A 14,207-nucleotide genomic window follows, 5' to 3' on the forward strand; every position below is an offset into this window, starting at 1 on the left:
CCCGCCGCCGGCCCTCCCGGCCGGCGGCCCCGGCCACTCACCGCACGGGCCCCGGTCTCACAGGTAGAGGCCGGTCGACCCCTCCGCCCCCGTCAGCCGCTCGGCCGCCACGGCATGCAGATCCCGCTCCCGCAGCAGCACGTACGTCGCCCCGCGGACCTCGACCTCCAACTTGTCCTCCGGGTCGTACAGCACCCGGTCCCCCGGCTCCACCGACCGCACGCTCTGGCCGACCGCCACCGCCTCCGCCCAGGCGCACCGCCGCGACAGCTCCGCCGTCGCCGGAATGAGGATGCCGCCCGTCGAACGGCGCTCCCCCTCCCCCACCTCCGTCTTCACCAGCACCCGGTCGTGCAACATCCTGATCGGCAGCTTCTCCCCCAGCCGCTCGTGCCGGGACTCGTCGTGCTGCGCGCTCTGCTCGTGGTTCTTGCTCACGCCCCGACCGTACCCGCCCGACGGCCCCCGGGTGCACGTCGGGCCCGCCGGTGCCCGCCATACGGAAAGGGCCGGGACGCAGTTGCGTCCCGGCCCTCTCCCCGACGCGCTCAGCCGCGGCCGCGCCGACGGGCCGACGCCACCAGCAGCACCACACCCAGACCGACCAGCGCCGCAGGCACCACCCGCTCCGGCCGCGGCCGGCCCTTCTCGTCCGTGAAACCGGCCTTCACCTGCTCCAGCGCCCCACTGGCCGCCACGTACGCCCGGCCGGCCTTCTGCTCCACCGCCCCGAGCATCCGGGCCTTCGTCTGCGCCGCAACCGTCGAGGGGTGCACCCGCATTGCCAGCTCGTCCAGCGTCGACGCGAGCCGCTCACGGGCCTGCGCGATGTCCGCCTCGATCTGGGCCGTCGTTCGCGCCGCCTTGTCCTTGCTCGCCTGGGCCACGAGAGCCACCCCAATCACTGATGCTGTCCTTTGCGACACGCACAGTCTGTCAGCTCGCCCCACGCGCCGCGCAGCGCCACCCACCAACAGGGGTAGGTTTGCCGGGGTACGACCACCCGTCCAGCACGAGGAGAGATCCACCGTGAGCGAGCGCCTCAAGGCGGGCGACACCGCCCCCGCCTTCACCCTGCCCGACGCCGACGGCAACCAGGTGTCCCTCGCCGACCACCTCGGCCGCAAGGTGATCGTGTACTTCTACCCGGCCGCCCTCACCCCCGGCTGCACCACCCAGGCCTGCGACTTCACCGACAACCTGGAGGTCTTCGCAGGCGCCGGCTACGACGTCATCGGCGTCTCCCCCGACAAGCCGGAGAAGCTCGGCAAGTTCCGCGAGACCGAGAACCTCAAGGTCACCCTCGTCTCCGACGAGGACAAGTCCGTCCTCGAGGCCTACGGCGCCTACGGCGAGAAGAAGCTGTACGGCAAGACCGTCGTCGGCGTCATCCGCTCCACCGTCGTCGTCGACGAGGAGGGCAAGGTCGAGCACGCCCTCTACAACGTCAAGGCCACCGGCCACGTCGCCAAGCTGCTGCGCGACCTGAGGATCGGCGCCTGACACCCCGTCGGCACGCGGCGGGCACCGGGACTCCCGGTGCCCGCCGCGGCGTTTTCGCCACCGCACCGGACTGTCACCGTGTCACCGATGTGTACCGATGGGGTTCTGGGACGGACAAGGCCACCGGGGCCGGGGCCGCCGACCGCTAGCGTCTGTCGGCGTCGGGTCCAGCAGCCCGCGCCCACCACGCACCCAGGAGACACCGTGCCGAGCATCGGACCCCGCACCGCCCGCAGCCTCCTCGCCGCCGGCGCCCTGGCCGCCGCCCTGACCCTCACCGCCTGCGACCCGGAGGCCGGCACCACCGCCGACGCCCCGCCGCCCGCCGGCACCACCACCCCCGCCACCGCGCCCAGCAGCCCCGCCGCCGCCACCCCGTCCGCCACCGCCAAGCAGAGCGGCAAGGCCGGCGGCAAGCACACCGTCGTCTCCGCCCAGCACGCCGGCGGCCTCACCAAGTCCACCGGCGACGGCGCCGTCACCGACGTCCCCGTCGACCCCGGCGAGATGCGCGACGGCATGAACCTCGTCGTCGAGAACTACGACCGGATCGGCCAGACCTCCGGCCGCCGCATCCTCTTCGTCGGCGTCGACAACGTCCCCGAGGACACCAACAAGCGCCGCGAGCACCTGTGGCGCGGCCTCATCGACTACGCCGCCGGCAACGGCTCCAAGGGCGACCCCGGCACCGGCACCGCCTACGCGGCCGGCCCGCTCGGCGGCAGCCTCGAATGCCTCCCCTACGGCGCCGACGCACTCTGCGGCTGGGCCGACTCCTCCACCGCCGCCGTCGCGCTCTTCCCGCAGTCCACCCCCGCCGCAGCCGCCAAGCTCTTCGCCGCCATGCGCGCCGACCTCGAGCAGTAGGGCCGTCTTCAGAGGGCACTCGGGTGGTCGATTCAGGGGCGCGGGGAACTGCGCAGTCCGGGAGTGGTCGTCATGACGGCACGGGCCGAGCCTGATCTGCACGGCGGCCCGCATCCGAATTGCGCAGTTCCCCGCGCCCCTTGGGCCATCCATGACCGCCAAACGCGCCCAGGGGCGCAACAGCAGCGGTGGCGGCCGACCCCCCGACCGGGTCGACCGCCACCGCCGTTCCTCACCTCAGGTCACTCAGCACGGACCGAGGTCGCTCCACACACCCCACTGACCGGTGGTCGAGGGGTCCTCGCCCTGCGTCCACCACTTGTTGCTGTACTGGTGGCCCTTCCAGGACACCTTGGTACCGGTGGTGGCGTAGACGGTCGCCGCGTTCCAGCTCGGCGCGGTGCAGGTGCCGCCGGTCGGGCTGGCCGAGCTGCTCGGGGAACTGCTCGACGAGGCGCTGGCCGAGGCCGACGGACTGGCCGACGAGGAGCCGGACGCCGAGGCGCTCGGCGAAGCGGTCGCACCGGTCGAGCCACGGGTCAGGTCACCGGTCAGGCCGTACAGCGTGCCGCCGACGTTGACCGTCCAGTTCGCCGGCGTCGACACCGGCAGGTAGTAGACGAAGTCCATGTCGATCGACGCACCCGGCGCCAGCGACTGCCAGCTCGGCAGCTTCACCGACACGCGGTTGTAAACACCCTTCAGACCGCCCACGTTGTTCGCCGCGGTGTGGTCCTGCCGGATCACCGTCAGACCGAAGCCCGACTGGTCCTTGGCGTTGCCCGGCGCCGAGTTCGCGTAGTCGAACTGGAACTCCGTGCCACCCGGCAGGGTCACCGTCGAGTTGTTGACGATGTGGATCTTCGGGTTGATCGGGTAGTTCGAGTCACCCAGCGCGAAGTTGGTGAACGACACGTCGATCGGCAGGGTCTGCTGCGGCAGCGCGATCGTCGAACGCGTCGCACCGTACGCCGAAGCCGCCTTGAACTTGTCGTACATCAGCGAGGTCAGCGTCGAACCCTGCACGTACTCGCCCTTGCCGCCGTTCGCGGCCGCGTCCCAGCGGTAGTCGCCCGCCAGCTCCCAGATCATCGCGCCACCGGCGCCCTGGTTCACCACGTAGTCGGCCTTGGCGCCCACCGACTCCTCGTCCTCGGTGGACAGGAACACCTTCTTGCTGTCGTTCCACAGCCACGGCGCCACCAGCTGGGAGCTGTAGTTGCGGGTGTACGAACCCTGCAGCGCGGTGTCCGTCAGACCGTACTTGGAGAGGTAGTCCGGGACGATGCCCTTCTCCAGGTTCTTGGCATGCCACATCGGGTTGGAGCCCGCCGGGGACTCCTTGCCGTTGTCGTCCAGGTCGTGCCACAGGTTGTCGATGCCGACCGCGCCGTCACCACAGGCCGTCAGGCCGGAGCCCGCCGGGCAGGTCGACGTCGAGGCAGTGCCCCACAGGCCGTTGGTGCCACCGGTGACGTTCTTGAAACCGCGGGTGTAGTACGGCAGACCGATGTTGATCCGGCCGGCCGGCATCGCACCGCGGAAGTAGTGGTACGCCCAGTCCGTGTTCAGGTAGCCGATGCCGCCGTACTGCGAGGTGCCGTACACATTGGCCGCGGCCAGCTCGCCGTCCTTGCCGTCGTCGTACAGCGAGGCGTTCGGACCCACGTACTTGTTCCAGGCACCGTGCAGGTCGTACGACATGATGTTGACGTAGTCCAGGTACTGCGTCACCTGGAACGTCTCCATACCGCGCAGCAGATAACCCGAGGACGGCGCCGCGACCGACAGCATGTAGTGCTTGCCGTCCGCCGCACTCGCCCGGTCGAGCTTCTCGCGCAGCGTCTTCATCAGCGCCGCGTAGCCCTTGACCAGCGAACCGCGCTTCGCGTTCGAGACGGTCGCGTCCAGCGGGTTGCCGGCGTCCTTCATCGAGGTCGGGTACTCGTAGTCGATGTCGACACCGTTGAAGCCGTACTTCTTGACGAAGTCGACCGCCGAGTCCGCGAACGTGTTGATACCGGCCTGGTTGACCGAACCGTCCGCATTCACCGTCATCGAGTAGAAGCCGCCCGAGGCGACCCGCTTCCCGTCGTCCCCGAAGTAGCCGCCCGTCTCGGCCCAACCACCCACCGAAATCAGGGTCTTCACATTCGGGTACTGCTTCTTGAACTTCGTCAGCAGATTGAAGTGGCCCTTGTACGGCAGGCTCGGGTCCATCTCCGCACCGGCCACACCCGGGAAGGTCATCCCGGTCGCCGCATTGGTCGCCGAGTCCGCACCCACGGACAGCTTGTTGTCGCTGCCGACATGGCCGAAGGCGTAGTTGAGGTGGGTGACCTTGTCCCACGGAATGCTGTTGACCAGGTAGGCCGGGGTGCCGTCCTGGCCCGTGCGCCAGCCCGTGAAGTAGCCGATGATCCGACGCTGGTGGTCGGCGCCCATCTTCTCGCGGCCCGCAGTGTCGTAGACGTCGCAGTACGGGACGTCCACACCCGGGGTGGTGTACATGCCGTCGGGACGACAGGACTGGTTGTCGGCGGCCGCCTGCGAGGGCGACGCACCCAGCGTCGCCAGCAGCAGGCCCGCCAGACCGGCCGCAGCCGTGGCGGCCGCAGCCGCCCGCCGGCCGGACGCCCGGTGGCTGCCGACGGCAGAACGACGCTGCGCCGTCAGGGTTCGGTTCAACACTCGGTCCTCCAGGAGAGAGTGTCGGCACGTCCGAGTGGGGAAGCCGGACGCGCAAGTGGGGGAGGGTCGGACACACCGCAGCCGACGCGCCGTCAACCACCCGGCCGCCGAACCACAGAGTGCGCCGAAGCTATGTGGTCTGGACCATCCCGGTCAATAGGTCTGTACCAATAAAGAGCTGAACTCCCCCGTGACCCCCGCCCCGCCCGATCGTTTCCAGACTGGGGGACGGGTACCGAACACAGGAACCCACACGGGGGCACACATGCAGGTCAGATACACCCGCGACCTCCTCGCCACGACGGCGGCGGAGGCGGTCGGCGTCAACGACATGCTCCGCCGGCTCGGCGTTCCGCTCGCGGGCGGCACCCAGAGCTACCTGAGCAGGCGGCTCAGGGAGTACGGCATCGACACCTCGCACTTCGCGGAACCGCCGCGCCGTCGGCCCAGCGCCCTGCCGCCCGAGCGGCTCGCCGAGGTTGCCGCCGCGAGCTCCAGCATCGCAGCGGTGCTGCGCGCCCTGGGGCTGCCGGACACCGGCGCCAGTCGCCGCCAGGTAAAGGCAGCACTGTTGGAGCATTGTGTCGACACCTCGCACTTCACCGGCGCGGCCCACAACAAGGGGCGCAGAACCGGGCCGCTGCGCAGGCCTGAGGAGCTGCTCGTCCGCCGGCCGCCGGGTAGCCACCGCATCCGGGGGCGCCAACTGCGCGCGATGCTCGTCCACATCGGGCGGCCGGACGTCTGCGCCGACTGCGGCACTGGACCGGTGTGGCAGGGTCGGGCCCTCACCCTGGAGGTCGACCACGTCAGCGGCGACTGGCTCGACAACCGGGCCGAGAACCTCCGACTTCTGTGCCCGAACTGCCACGCGACGACCGACACCTACTGCGGGCGGAACCAAAGGCGCGGAACTCGCTGAACCGGCCGACCGGTCCGGGCGCGTCCCGCTGTAGCATGTTGGCTGCGATACAAGCGGCCGTGGCGCAAAGGCGACGCAGGCGGTTTAGGTCCGTCGGCCCGTGAGGGCTTGAGGGTTCGAATCCCTTCGGCCGCACGTATTTGCCTTAAGAAACGAAGGCCCGCCCCGGAGGGATCTCCAGGGCGGGCCTTCGGCGTTGGGTCAGCCCAGCAGCTCGCGGACGACCGGGGCGAGGGCGCGGAAGGCCTGGCCCCGGTGGCTGATGGCGTTCTTCTCGGCGGGGGTGAGTTCGGCGCAGGTCCGGGTCTCGCCGAGGGGCTGGAGGATGGGGTCGTAGCCGAAGCCTCCGTCGCCGGTGGGGGTGGTGCGGAGGGTGCCGAGGAGGCGGCCTTCGACGACGCGTTCGGTGCCGTCGGGGAGGGCGAGGGCGGCGGCGCAGGCGAAGTGGGCGCCGCGGTGGGGCTCTGCGATGTCGGAGAGCTGGGCGAGGAGGAGTTCGAGGTTGGCGCGGTCGTCGCCGTGCTTGCCGGACCAGCGGGCGGAGAAGATCCCGGGGGCGCCGCCGAGGACGTCGACGCAGAGGCCGGAGTCGTCGGCGACGGCGGGGTGGCCGGTGGCCTTGGCGAGGGCGTGGGCCTTGAGGAGGGCGTTCTCGGCGAAGGTGACGCCGGTCTCGGGGACGTCCGGGATCTCGGGGTAGGCGTCGGCGCCGACGAGTTCGACGTCGAGTCCGGCGTCGCCGAGGATGTCGCGGAGTTCGGCGACCTTGTGGCGGTTGCGGGTGGCGAGGACGAGGCGTCGTGCAGTCATGCGGCCCACCCTAGCGAGGGGCCGCATGCTCGGGGGTGTCAGCCGGTGCAGGCCTTGCTGAGGTTGCCGGCGGCGTCGCCGAGGGGCTTGAGGTCGGGGACCTGCTTGTTGTCGATGGCCTGCTGGGCCTTGTCGACCTGGGTCTGCAGGTCGGTGACGGCCTGGGAGACGTCGGTGTCGCTGGAGTTGCGGCTGATCTGGTCGAGGTCGTTCTTGAGGGTCTGGAGGGCCTGGCCGGCGGCGGCGGGGTCGTTGGCGGCATTGTTGAAGGCGTCGCCGGCCTGGGCGATGTCGTTGGTGATGCGGACGGCGGTGTTGCCGCAGTCGAGGGCCTTCTGGGCGGCGGAGCAGCTGACTGCGCTGAGTGGGAGGAGGAGGACGAGGCCGGCCACGGCGAGGGTGGTGGAGCGGGTGAGGCTGTCCGGCATCGGGTGTCCTCCGTTGTGTGGTGGGCGCGGGTCCGTGGTGTGGGACGGCGGGTGGTGCCGTGCCGGTTCCTCCGGTTCCGGTCCGAACGGTACGGGCTGCGGGCGCGCCGTGTACAGGATGCGCGCCCGCGGCCTGTGCCGGGTCGACAATGCGGGGTCAGCCTTCGAGTTGGCCGAGGGCCTTGCGCTGGATCTCGTCGAGTTCGGCGCAGCCGAGGGTGCCGAGGTCGAGGAGTTGGTCGAGGAGTGCGCGGTCGAAGGGGGCGCCTTCGGCGGTGCCCTGGACTTCGACGAAGCGTCCGTCGCTGGTGCAGACGATGTTCATGTCGGTTTCGGCGCGGACGTCTTCTTCGTAGCGGAGGTCGAGCATGGGGGTGCCGTCGATGATGCCGACGCTGACGGCGCTGACGCCGCCGGTGATGGGTTGTCCCTTGGCGCGGAGGATCTTCTTGTCGCGGGCCCAGGCGATGGCGTCGGCGAGGGCGACGTAGGCGCCGGTGATGGCGGCGGTGCGGGTGCCGCCGTCGGCCTGGAGGACGTCGCAGTCGAGGACGATGGTGTTTTCGGCGAGGGCGCGGTGGTCGATGACGGCGCGGAGGGATCGGCCGATGAGGCGGCTGATTTCGTGGGTGCGGCCGCCGATTTTGCCGCGGACGGATTCGCGGTCGCCGCGGGTGTTGGTGGCGCGGGGGAGCATGGAGTATTCGGCGGTGACCCAGCCTTCGCCGGTGCCCTTGCGCCAGCGGGGGACGCCTTCGGTGACGCTGGCGGTGCAGAGGACTTTGGTGTCGCCGAAGGAGACGAGGACGGAGCCTTCGGCGTGCTTGCTCCAGCCTCGTTCGATGGTGATGGGGCGGAGCTGGTCGGGGGTGCGGCCGTCGATGCGTGACATAGGCATCGAGCGTAGTCGTTGTGGGGTGTGGTGCGGCCCGCCGTCCTGGTGGGGGCGGCGGGCCGTGGTGGTGTGGGGGGCGGTCAGTCCATCATGTCTTCGATTTCGCCGGCGATGGGGTCGGCGTCGGTGCCGATGACGACCTGGATGGCGGTGCCCATCTTGACGACGCCGTGGGCGCCGGCGGCCTTGAGGGCGGCTTCGTCGACGACGTCGGGGTTGACGACTTCGGTGCGCAGGCGGGTGATGCAGCCTTCGACCTCGACGATGTTGTCGATTCCGCCGAGGCCGGCGACGATCTTCTCTGCCTTGCTGGCCATGTGTGTCTCCCTGTCTGTCGGCGGTTCGGCGGGGTGGTGTCGGGTGCCGTTGCCGCGTCGTTGCAGTGGTGCGGTGGTGCCGGTGTGTGGTGACGCGGGTTCAGGTTCCGTGTCGGCCGGCGGCGCGACAAGCATTTCCCTTTTCGGGGCGGTTTGCCACGCCAGTCCACTTTTGGCCCATTTTGGCGCGCACGGGGGTGCGGCCGGGCCGGAGGATGGCGATCATCGGGCTGCCGTCCGGCGTCCGCCCGCCCACCCAAGTGGTCTACACCAATAGTAGGTGTATGCCGCGGGTGGGCGGAACGGACCCCGGGACGGGCCGACGACCGCACGCGGAGGACTCGGATGAGTACAGCAGGTACGGCACCCGCGCCGACACCGTGGTGGCAGTCCTTCTACAGCGGGCTTCAGAAGATGGGCCGGAGCCTGCAGCTGCCGGTCGCGGTGCTGCCGGCGGCGGGCATCCTGAACCGGCTGGGCCAGGACGACGTGTTCGGCAAGGACGGCCTGGGCTGGGACAACGTGGCGAAGGTGTTCGCGGCGGCGGGCGGCGCCCTGCTGGACTCCAATCTGGGCCTTCCGCTGCTGTTCTGCATCGGCGTGGCGATCGGGATGGCGAAGAAGTCGGACGGTTCGACGGCACTGGCGGCGGTGACGGGCTTCCTCGTGTACTACAACGTGCTGCGGGCCTTCCCGGACCGGGAGCAGTGCGCCGGCACGATCCAGGGCAACCAGTGCATCGACTTCTCGGCCGACACGTCGAGCGCGGCGGTGTTCCAGAATCCGGGCGTACTGGGCGGCATCCTGATCGGCCTGATGTCGGCGTGGCTGTGGGTGCGGTTCCACCGGACGAAGCTGGTGGACTGGCTGGGCTTCTTCAACGGGCGCCGGCTGGTGCCGATGATCACGGCGGTGGCGGGGCTGGCGCTGGCCTGCCTGGGGCTGTGGGTGTGGCCGCCGATCGGCCGGGCGATGAACGACTTCTCCCAGTGGCTCGCCGATCTCGACGCGGGCGGCGCGGGCATCTTCGGCCTGGCGAACCGGCTGCTGCTGCTGATCGGCATGCACCAGCTGATCAACACCTTCGTGTGGTTCCAGTTCGGCGAGTACACCAAGCCCGGCACGGACGAGGTCGTGCACGGCGACATCCCGCGGTTCCTGGCGGGCGACCCGACGGCCGGCCAGTTCACCTCGGGCTTCTTCCCGATCATGATGTTCGCGCTGCCCGCCGCCGCGCTCGCCATCGCCCACTCGGCGAAGCCGCACCGGCGCAAGGAGATCTACGGCCTGATGACCTCGGTGGCGCTGACCAGCTTCGTCACGGGGGTGACCGAGCCGATCGAGTACTCCTTCGCCTACATCGCGCCCGCCCTGTTCGTCGTGCACGCCCTGCTGACCGGCGCGTCGATGGCGGTGACCTGGGCCCTGGGGGTGCACGACGGCTTCAGCTTCTCCGCCGGATTGATCGACTACGTCATCAACTGGGGGCTGGCGACGAAACCGTGGCTGATCATTCCGATCGGCCTGGGATTCGCGGTGGTCTATTACGCGCTGTTCCGCTTCGTGATCGTGCACTTCAACCTGAAGACGCCCGGACGGGAGGACGAGGACCAGGTCGAGGACGTGACCAAGGCCTGAGGGCCATTTGTTGCGCAACTCGCCAAAAGGCGGGGTGACCGCGCGCAGTCAAGATCGTCGATCCGCAACAAGGTTTCGATTTCATAGCGCTTCCCACCTGCAGCGCTTTCCAGGGTTCCCCCCTCCGTCAGGCGCGTGTTAGAAACTGGTCTACACCACTTGTGGTGTAGACCAGCTTGCGAGTCGGCCCCCGATGCACCCCCACCGACCCGCCCTGCCGTTAGGAACCACCCCATGAGTACGACTGCGCAGGCACCGGCGCCCGCCGCGGCACCGGCACCCTCCCCGATCAAGAAGATCGGCCAGAGCACGCTCCAGGGCCTGCAGAAGATCGGCCGCAGCCTCCAGCTGCCGATCGCCGTGCTGCCGGCCGCGGGCCTGCTGCTCCGTCTCGGCCAGGACGACGTCTTCGGCAAGGACGGCCTCGGCTGGGACAAGGTCGCCGCGGTGTTCAGCACGGCGGGCGACGCCGTGTTCAGCAACCTCCCGCTGCTCTTCGCGGTGGGCATCGCCATCGGCTTCGCCAAGAAGGCCGACGGCTCGACCGCCCTCGCCGCCCTGGTCGGCTTCCTGGTGTACAAGAACGTGCTCACCGCGTTCCCGATCACCGAGGGCCACATCGCCGACGGCAAGTGGATCGCACCCACCTACCAGAACCCGGGCGTGCTCGGCGGCATCGTGATCGGCCTGCTCAGCGCCGTGCTCTGGCAGAAGTTCCACCGCACCAAGCTGGTCGACTGGCTGGGCTTCTTCAACGGCCGCCGCCTGGTGCCGATCATCATGGCGTTCGTCGGCACCGCCGTGGGCGTGGTCTTCGCACTGCTCTGGGGCCCGGTCGGCGACGCGATCGGCAGCCTCAACGACAGCCTGATCGGTGCGGGCGCCTTCGGTGCGGGCGCCTTCGGCCTGATCAACCGCGGTCTGCTGCCGGTCGGCATGCACCAGTTCGTCAACTCCTACGCCTGGTTCCAGACCGGTGACTACACCAAGGCCGACGGCACCGTGGTGCACGGCGACCTGACCCGCTACTTCGCGGGCGACCCCACCGCCGGCCAGTTCATGTCGGGCTTCTTCCCGATCATGATGTTCGCGCTGCCCGCCGCCGCGCTCGCCATCGCCCACGCCGCCCGGCCGGAGCGCCGCGCCGCCGTGATGGGCATGATGATGTCCCTGGCGCTGACCTCCTTCGTCACCGGTGTCACCGAGCCGATCGAGTTCGCCTTCCTCTTCATCGCCCCGGTCCTGTTCGCCATCCACGCGGTGCTGACCGCCGTCTCCATGGCCGTCACCTGGGCGCTCGGCGTGCACGCCGGCTTCACCTTCTCGGCCGGCCTGATCGACTACGGCCTCGGCTTCAGCAAGGCCACCCACCCGCTGCTGATCATCCCGATCGGCCTGGTCTTCGCCGCGCTGTACTACGTGCTCTTCCGCTTCGCGATCACCAAGTTCAACCTCAAGACCCCCGGTCGCGAGGACGACACCGAGGTCGAGGACGTCACCAAGGCCTGACGTCCCTCCCCCACCGCACGGACCCCGCCCCGCTGTTCAGGGCGGGGTCCGTCACTGTTCCCGCCCGGTGTGAGGCAGGACACACGGAACGTCCGGCCGGGGCCGCTCCTCCCTCTCCCGTGACGGCCCGTCGACGGGACCGCGCCGACCGGCCGACCCGGCCGACCGAACCGAGGGGGAACCTGGTGAACCGCACCGCGCAGCACACCGGAACGGCGGTGGCCGGGCTGCTGGCCGCCGACGCCGCACTCCACCTGTACTGGGCCACCGGCCTCACCTGGCCCGCCGCCGACAGCCGTACGCTCTCGCAGGCCGTGCTCAACGCCGACGTCCCGTTCACGCCGCCCGTGGTGCTGCCGCTCGCCGCCGTGCTGCTGACCGCGGCGGCCGCGGTGCTCGCCCGCGCGTACGGCCTCGGCGGCCCCCGCACCGCCCGGCTCTGCCGGCTGGCCACCGCCGCCGTGGCCGCCGGGCTGCTGCTCCGCGGGGCGGCCGGGCTGGTGTGGGCCTGCGGCCTCGGCACGGACCCCGGCAGCACCTTCCACCTGCTCAACCTGGTGCTGTACACGCCGCTCTGCCTCGGCTTCGGCGCGGCGGCGGCCCGGGCCGCCGGGCTCGGCCCGAGCCGACCGGTGCGAGACTTCCGCCGTGGCTGATCCCGACGACCGCTCCCGCGGTGTGGCGCTGGCCCGCGCCGCCCGGCGCGGGGACACCCTCGCGATGAGCGACCTGCTGGACCACCTCACGCCCTACGTCGGGCGGATCTGCGGACGGATCTGCGGGCCCGCCGCCCCCGCCGGCCGCCAGGACGCGGTGCAGGAGACGCTCACCGCCGTCTTCCGGGGCCTGCGCTCGCTGCGGGACCCGGAAGCGCTGTACGGCTGGGTCCGGGTGCTGGCCGTCCGCGAGGCGGTGCGGGTGGCCCGCCGGGACGGCCGGGACACCCCCGCCGAACTCGCCGCACTGCCCTCGCCCGGGGACGCGCAGCTCGCCGCGGACATCCGGGACGTGCTGGGCCGGCTCACCCCCGAGCACCGGGCCGTCCTGCTGCTGCGCGATGTCGAGGGCCTGGACGAGCGGGCCGCCGCCGGGCTGCTCGGCATCCCCGAGGGCACCGTGAAGTCCCGGCTGCACCGCGCCCGGACCGTATTCCGAAGGATGTGGACGGCATGACGACGGACGACCCGACCGCCCCGCTGGACCCGGTGCGGCGGCTGCACGTGATGGCCGCGGGCATCCACGGTGCCCACGTCACCGAGGGTGTGGTCGACGCGCCGTTCGACCGGGTGTGGGCGGTCATGGCCGATCTGGAGGGCGAGTTCGGCCGTTTCCAGCCGGACATGCGCAGTCTGCGCGTGACCCGCCGGGACGGCGAGCGGGTGGCGGCGCTGGCGCGCAGCCGGTACGGGATGCGGGCCCGGTTCGACGGGGTGCTCCGGCCGGGCTGGTGCTGGCTGCAGAGCCGGTTCCTGATCGTCGGGATGGCCGCGGTCGCCGACGGTGCCGGTGCCACCCGGGTGGCGCTGACCGGCGGCGTCCGGGTACCGGGCCGGGCGGCACTCGTCCCGCTGGGCACCCGCCGCGAGCCGCGACTGGCCCTGGCCCGCCTGCGGCAGCGGGTGGGCGGGAGTCGCTAGATCCAGCCGAGGCGGGCGGCGTGCACGCCCGCCTGGAAGCGGCTCTGGGCGCCGAGGTCGGTGGTCAGGTCGGAGACCAGGCGGCGCACCGTGCGCTCGGAGATCTCCAGCTTCCGGGCGATCGCCTGGTCGGTCAGTCCGGCCGAGAGCAGTCGCAGTACTTCGCGGTGGCGGTCGTCGGGCGCCGGGCGGCCGAGGAGGTCGGGCGGCACCCAGGCGGCCGCCCAGAAGTACTCGAACAGCTCGCGGACCACCGCGAGGACGGCCGGGTCCCGGACGACGAGGGCGGTGTCCGGGGCGCCGCCGGGCGCGGGCAGCACGGCCATCGTGGTGTCCACGGCGATCAGCCACAGCGGCAGGGTGTGGGCGACCCGGATGCCGGCCCCGGCCGCGGTGAGCTCCTGGACGTGGGCCAGCACGTCCGGGTGGCGCAGTGCGGCGGCCGGGTAGACGGTGCGCAGCCGGACGCCGTGGGCGAGGGCGATGCGTTCGCGGGCGAGTTTGCCGTCGAGGGCGGTCGGTGAGTGGTCCTGGCCGGGGCGCAGGGAGAGGGCTTCGGTGCGGGCGCTGCGGGCGGCGTCCTCGAGGAGGGCGGCGATGCGGTCGGTGCCGTGGACGAGGTGGTGGGTGTCCTCGTCGCCGGGGTCGGTCTGGGCGGGCAGGTAGCGGGTGTGAAGGTGTTCGACGGAGTCGCGGGTGCGGCGGACGGCGGTGAAGAGTTCGGCGAGGTGTCCGTCGGCGTCGGCGAGGAGGTGGCGGACGGCGGAGGCGACGGAGACGGCGGTGAGTCCGCTGCCGGTGGCGGCGGTGGGCTGGAGCAGTCCGAGGTCGCGGAGTTCGCCGATTGCCCGGTCGAACTCGGTTTCGCTCCAGCCGAGTTCGTCGCGCAGTTCGGGCAGGGGGCGGCCGGGGTCGGTGCGCAGGCGGCGGTAGAGGGCGGTGCTGTGCTCCACGGCGGGGACGATAGTCAGCGGCCCGGTGGGCGGACCG

At 71.0% G+C, this 14,207-nt stretch carries 16 protein-coding genes and 1 tRNA gene; 9 read left to right on the top strand and 8 right to left on the bottom strand.

Translation table 11 applies throughout. The annotated features are described in order from the left end of the window. Positions 1–57: 57 nt before the first annotated feature. A complete protein-coding gene (locus ACQ614_RS13330; RefSeq protein ID WP_363487761.1) occupies positions 58–360 on the bottom strand; it encodes a GroES family chaperonin in 303 nt (100 codons plus the stop codon). 188 nt (positions 361–548) lie between these two features. Beyond that, positions 549–887, bottom strand: a complete 339-nt coding sequence (locus ACQ614_RS13335) for a DUF3618 domain-containing protein (protein WP_431678758.1) — start codon at positions 885–887, stop codon at positions 549–551. 142 nt (positions 888–1,029) lie between these two features. Between ACQ614_RS13335 and bcp the strand changes: the two genes are divergently transcribed. Beyond that, the gene (bcp, locus tag ACQ614_RS13340) at positions 1,030–1,503 is read left to right on the top strand and encodes a thioredoxin-dependent thiol peroxidase (RefSeq protein WP_431678760.1); all 474 of its coding nucleotides are present in this window, start codon (positions 1,030–1,032) and stop codon (positions 1,501–1,503) included. 204 nt (positions 1,504–1,707) lie between these two features. Beyond that, a complete protein-coding gene (locus tag ACQ614_RS13345) occupies positions 1,708–2,370 on the top strand; it encodes a hypothetical protein (RefSeq protein ID WP_431678761.1) in 663 nt (220 codons plus the stop codon). Positions 2,371–2,616: 246 nt separating this feature from the next. Here ACQ614_RS13345 and ACQ614_RS13350 read toward each other — a convergent pair whose 3' ends face one another. Next, complete coding sequence (locus ACQ614_RS13350; protein WP_431678763.1) at positions 2,617–5,061, bottom strand: chitinase C-terminal domain-containing protein; 2,445 nt, start codon at positions 5,059–5,061, stop codon at positions 2,617–2,619. Positions 5,062–5,326: 265 nt separating this feature from the next. On the opposite strand from ACQ614_RS13350, the gene ACQ614_RS13355 reads away from it, so the two are divergent. Beyond that, positions 5,327–5,983, top strand: a complete 657-nt coding sequence (locus ACQ614_RS13355; RefSeq protein ID WP_431678764.1) for an HNH endonuclease — start codon at positions 5,327–5,329, stop codon at positions 5,981–5,983. A 53-nt stretch (positions 5,984–6,036) separates the two neighbouring features. Then, a tRNA-Leu gene (locus tag ACQ614_RS13360) sits at positions 6,037–6,118 on the top strand. A gap of 66 nt (positions 6,119–6,184) precedes the next feature. On the opposite strand, the gene rdgB is transcribed toward ACQ614_RS13360, so the two are convergent. From rdgB to ACQ614_RS13380, 4 genes are all read right to left on the bottom strand, one after another. Further along, positions 6,185–6,793: an RdgB/HAM1 family non-canonical purine NTP pyrophosphatase gene (rdgB, locus tag ACQ614_RS13365; protein WP_431678765.1), complete on the bottom strand. Its 609-nt coding sequence runs from the start codon at positions 6,791–6,793 to the stop codon at positions 6,185–6,187. A 38-nt stretch (positions 6,794–6,831) separates the two neighbouring features. Further along, on the bottom strand, positions 6,832–7,221 hold the full coding sequence (locus ACQ614_RS13370; RefSeq protein WP_363487564.1) for a hypothetical protein: 390 nt from the start codon (positions 7,219–7,221) through the stop codon (positions 6,832–6,834). A gap of 157 nt (positions 7,222–7,378) precedes the next feature. Further along, on the bottom strand, positions 7,379–8,113 hold the full coding sequence (gene rph, locus ACQ614_RS13375) for a ribonuclease PH (protein WP_431678766.1): 735 nt from the start codon (positions 8,111–8,113) through the stop codon (positions 7,379–7,381). 83 nt (positions 8,114–8,196) lie between these two features. Then, the gene (locus ACQ614_RS13380) at positions 8,197–8,433 is read right to left on the bottom strand and encodes a glucose PTS transporter subunit EIIB (RefSeq protein ID WP_431678767.1); all 237 of its coding nucleotides are present in this window, start codon (positions 8,431–8,433) and stop codon (positions 8,197–8,199) included. 345 nt (positions 8,434–8,778) lie between these two features. On the opposite strand from ACQ614_RS13380, the gene ACQ614_RS13385 reads away from it, so the two are divergent. The 5 genes from ACQ614_RS13385 to ACQ614_RS13405 all read left to right on the top strand — a co-directional run bounded on the left by ACQ614_RS13385 (position 8,779) and on the right by ACQ614_RS13405 (position 13,217). After that, positions 8,779–10,071, top strand: a complete 1,293-nt coding sequence (locus ACQ614_RS13385; protein WP_431678769.1) for a PTS transporter subunit EIIC — start codon at positions 8,779–8,781, stop codon at positions 10,069–10,071. A gap of 234 nt (positions 10,072–10,305) precedes the next feature. Then, a complete protein-coding gene (locus tag ACQ614_RS13390; RefSeq protein ID WP_431678771.1) occupies positions 10,306–11,580 on the top strand; it encodes a PTS transporter subunit EIIC in 1,275 nt (424 codons plus the stop codon). A 185-nt stretch (positions 11,581–11,765) separates the two neighbouring features. Then, a complete protein-coding gene (locus ACQ614_RS13395; protein WP_431678772.1) occupies positions 11,766–12,236 on the top strand; it encodes a DUF3995 domain-containing protein in 471 nt (156 codons plus the stop codon). After that, a complete protein-coding gene (locus ACQ614_RS13400; RefSeq protein ID WP_431678773.1) occupies positions 12,229–12,753 on the top strand; it encodes an RNA polymerase sigma factor in 525 nt (174 codons plus the stop codon). Before ACQ614_RS13395 ends, ACQ614_RS13400 begins: the two co-directional genes overlap by 8 nt. Next, a complete protein-coding gene (locus ACQ614_RS13405; protein WP_431678774.1) occupies positions 12,750–13,217 on the top strand; it encodes a hypothetical protein in 468 nt (155 codons plus the stop codon). The genes ACQ614_RS13400 and ACQ614_RS13405 overlap by 4 nt, the downstream gene beginning before the upstream one ends. Here the strand turns inward: ACQ614_RS13405 and ACQ614_RS13410 are convergent. Next, the gene (locus ACQ614_RS13410) at positions 13,214–14,170 is read right to left on the bottom strand and encodes a LuxR C-terminal-related transcriptional regulator (RefSeq protein WP_431678776.1); all 957 of its coding nucleotides are present in this window, start codon (positions 14,168–14,170) and stop codon (positions 13,214–13,216) included. The genes ACQ614_RS13405 and ACQ614_RS13410 overlap by 4 nt on opposite strands. Positions 14,171–14,207 lie beyond the last annotated feature (37 nt).

Origin of the sequence: Kitasatospora dryopteridis (assembly GCF_050749075.1) — a bacterium.
Classification (GTDB): Bacteria; Actinomycetota; Actinomycetes; order Streptomycetales; family Streptomycetaceae; genus Kitasatospora.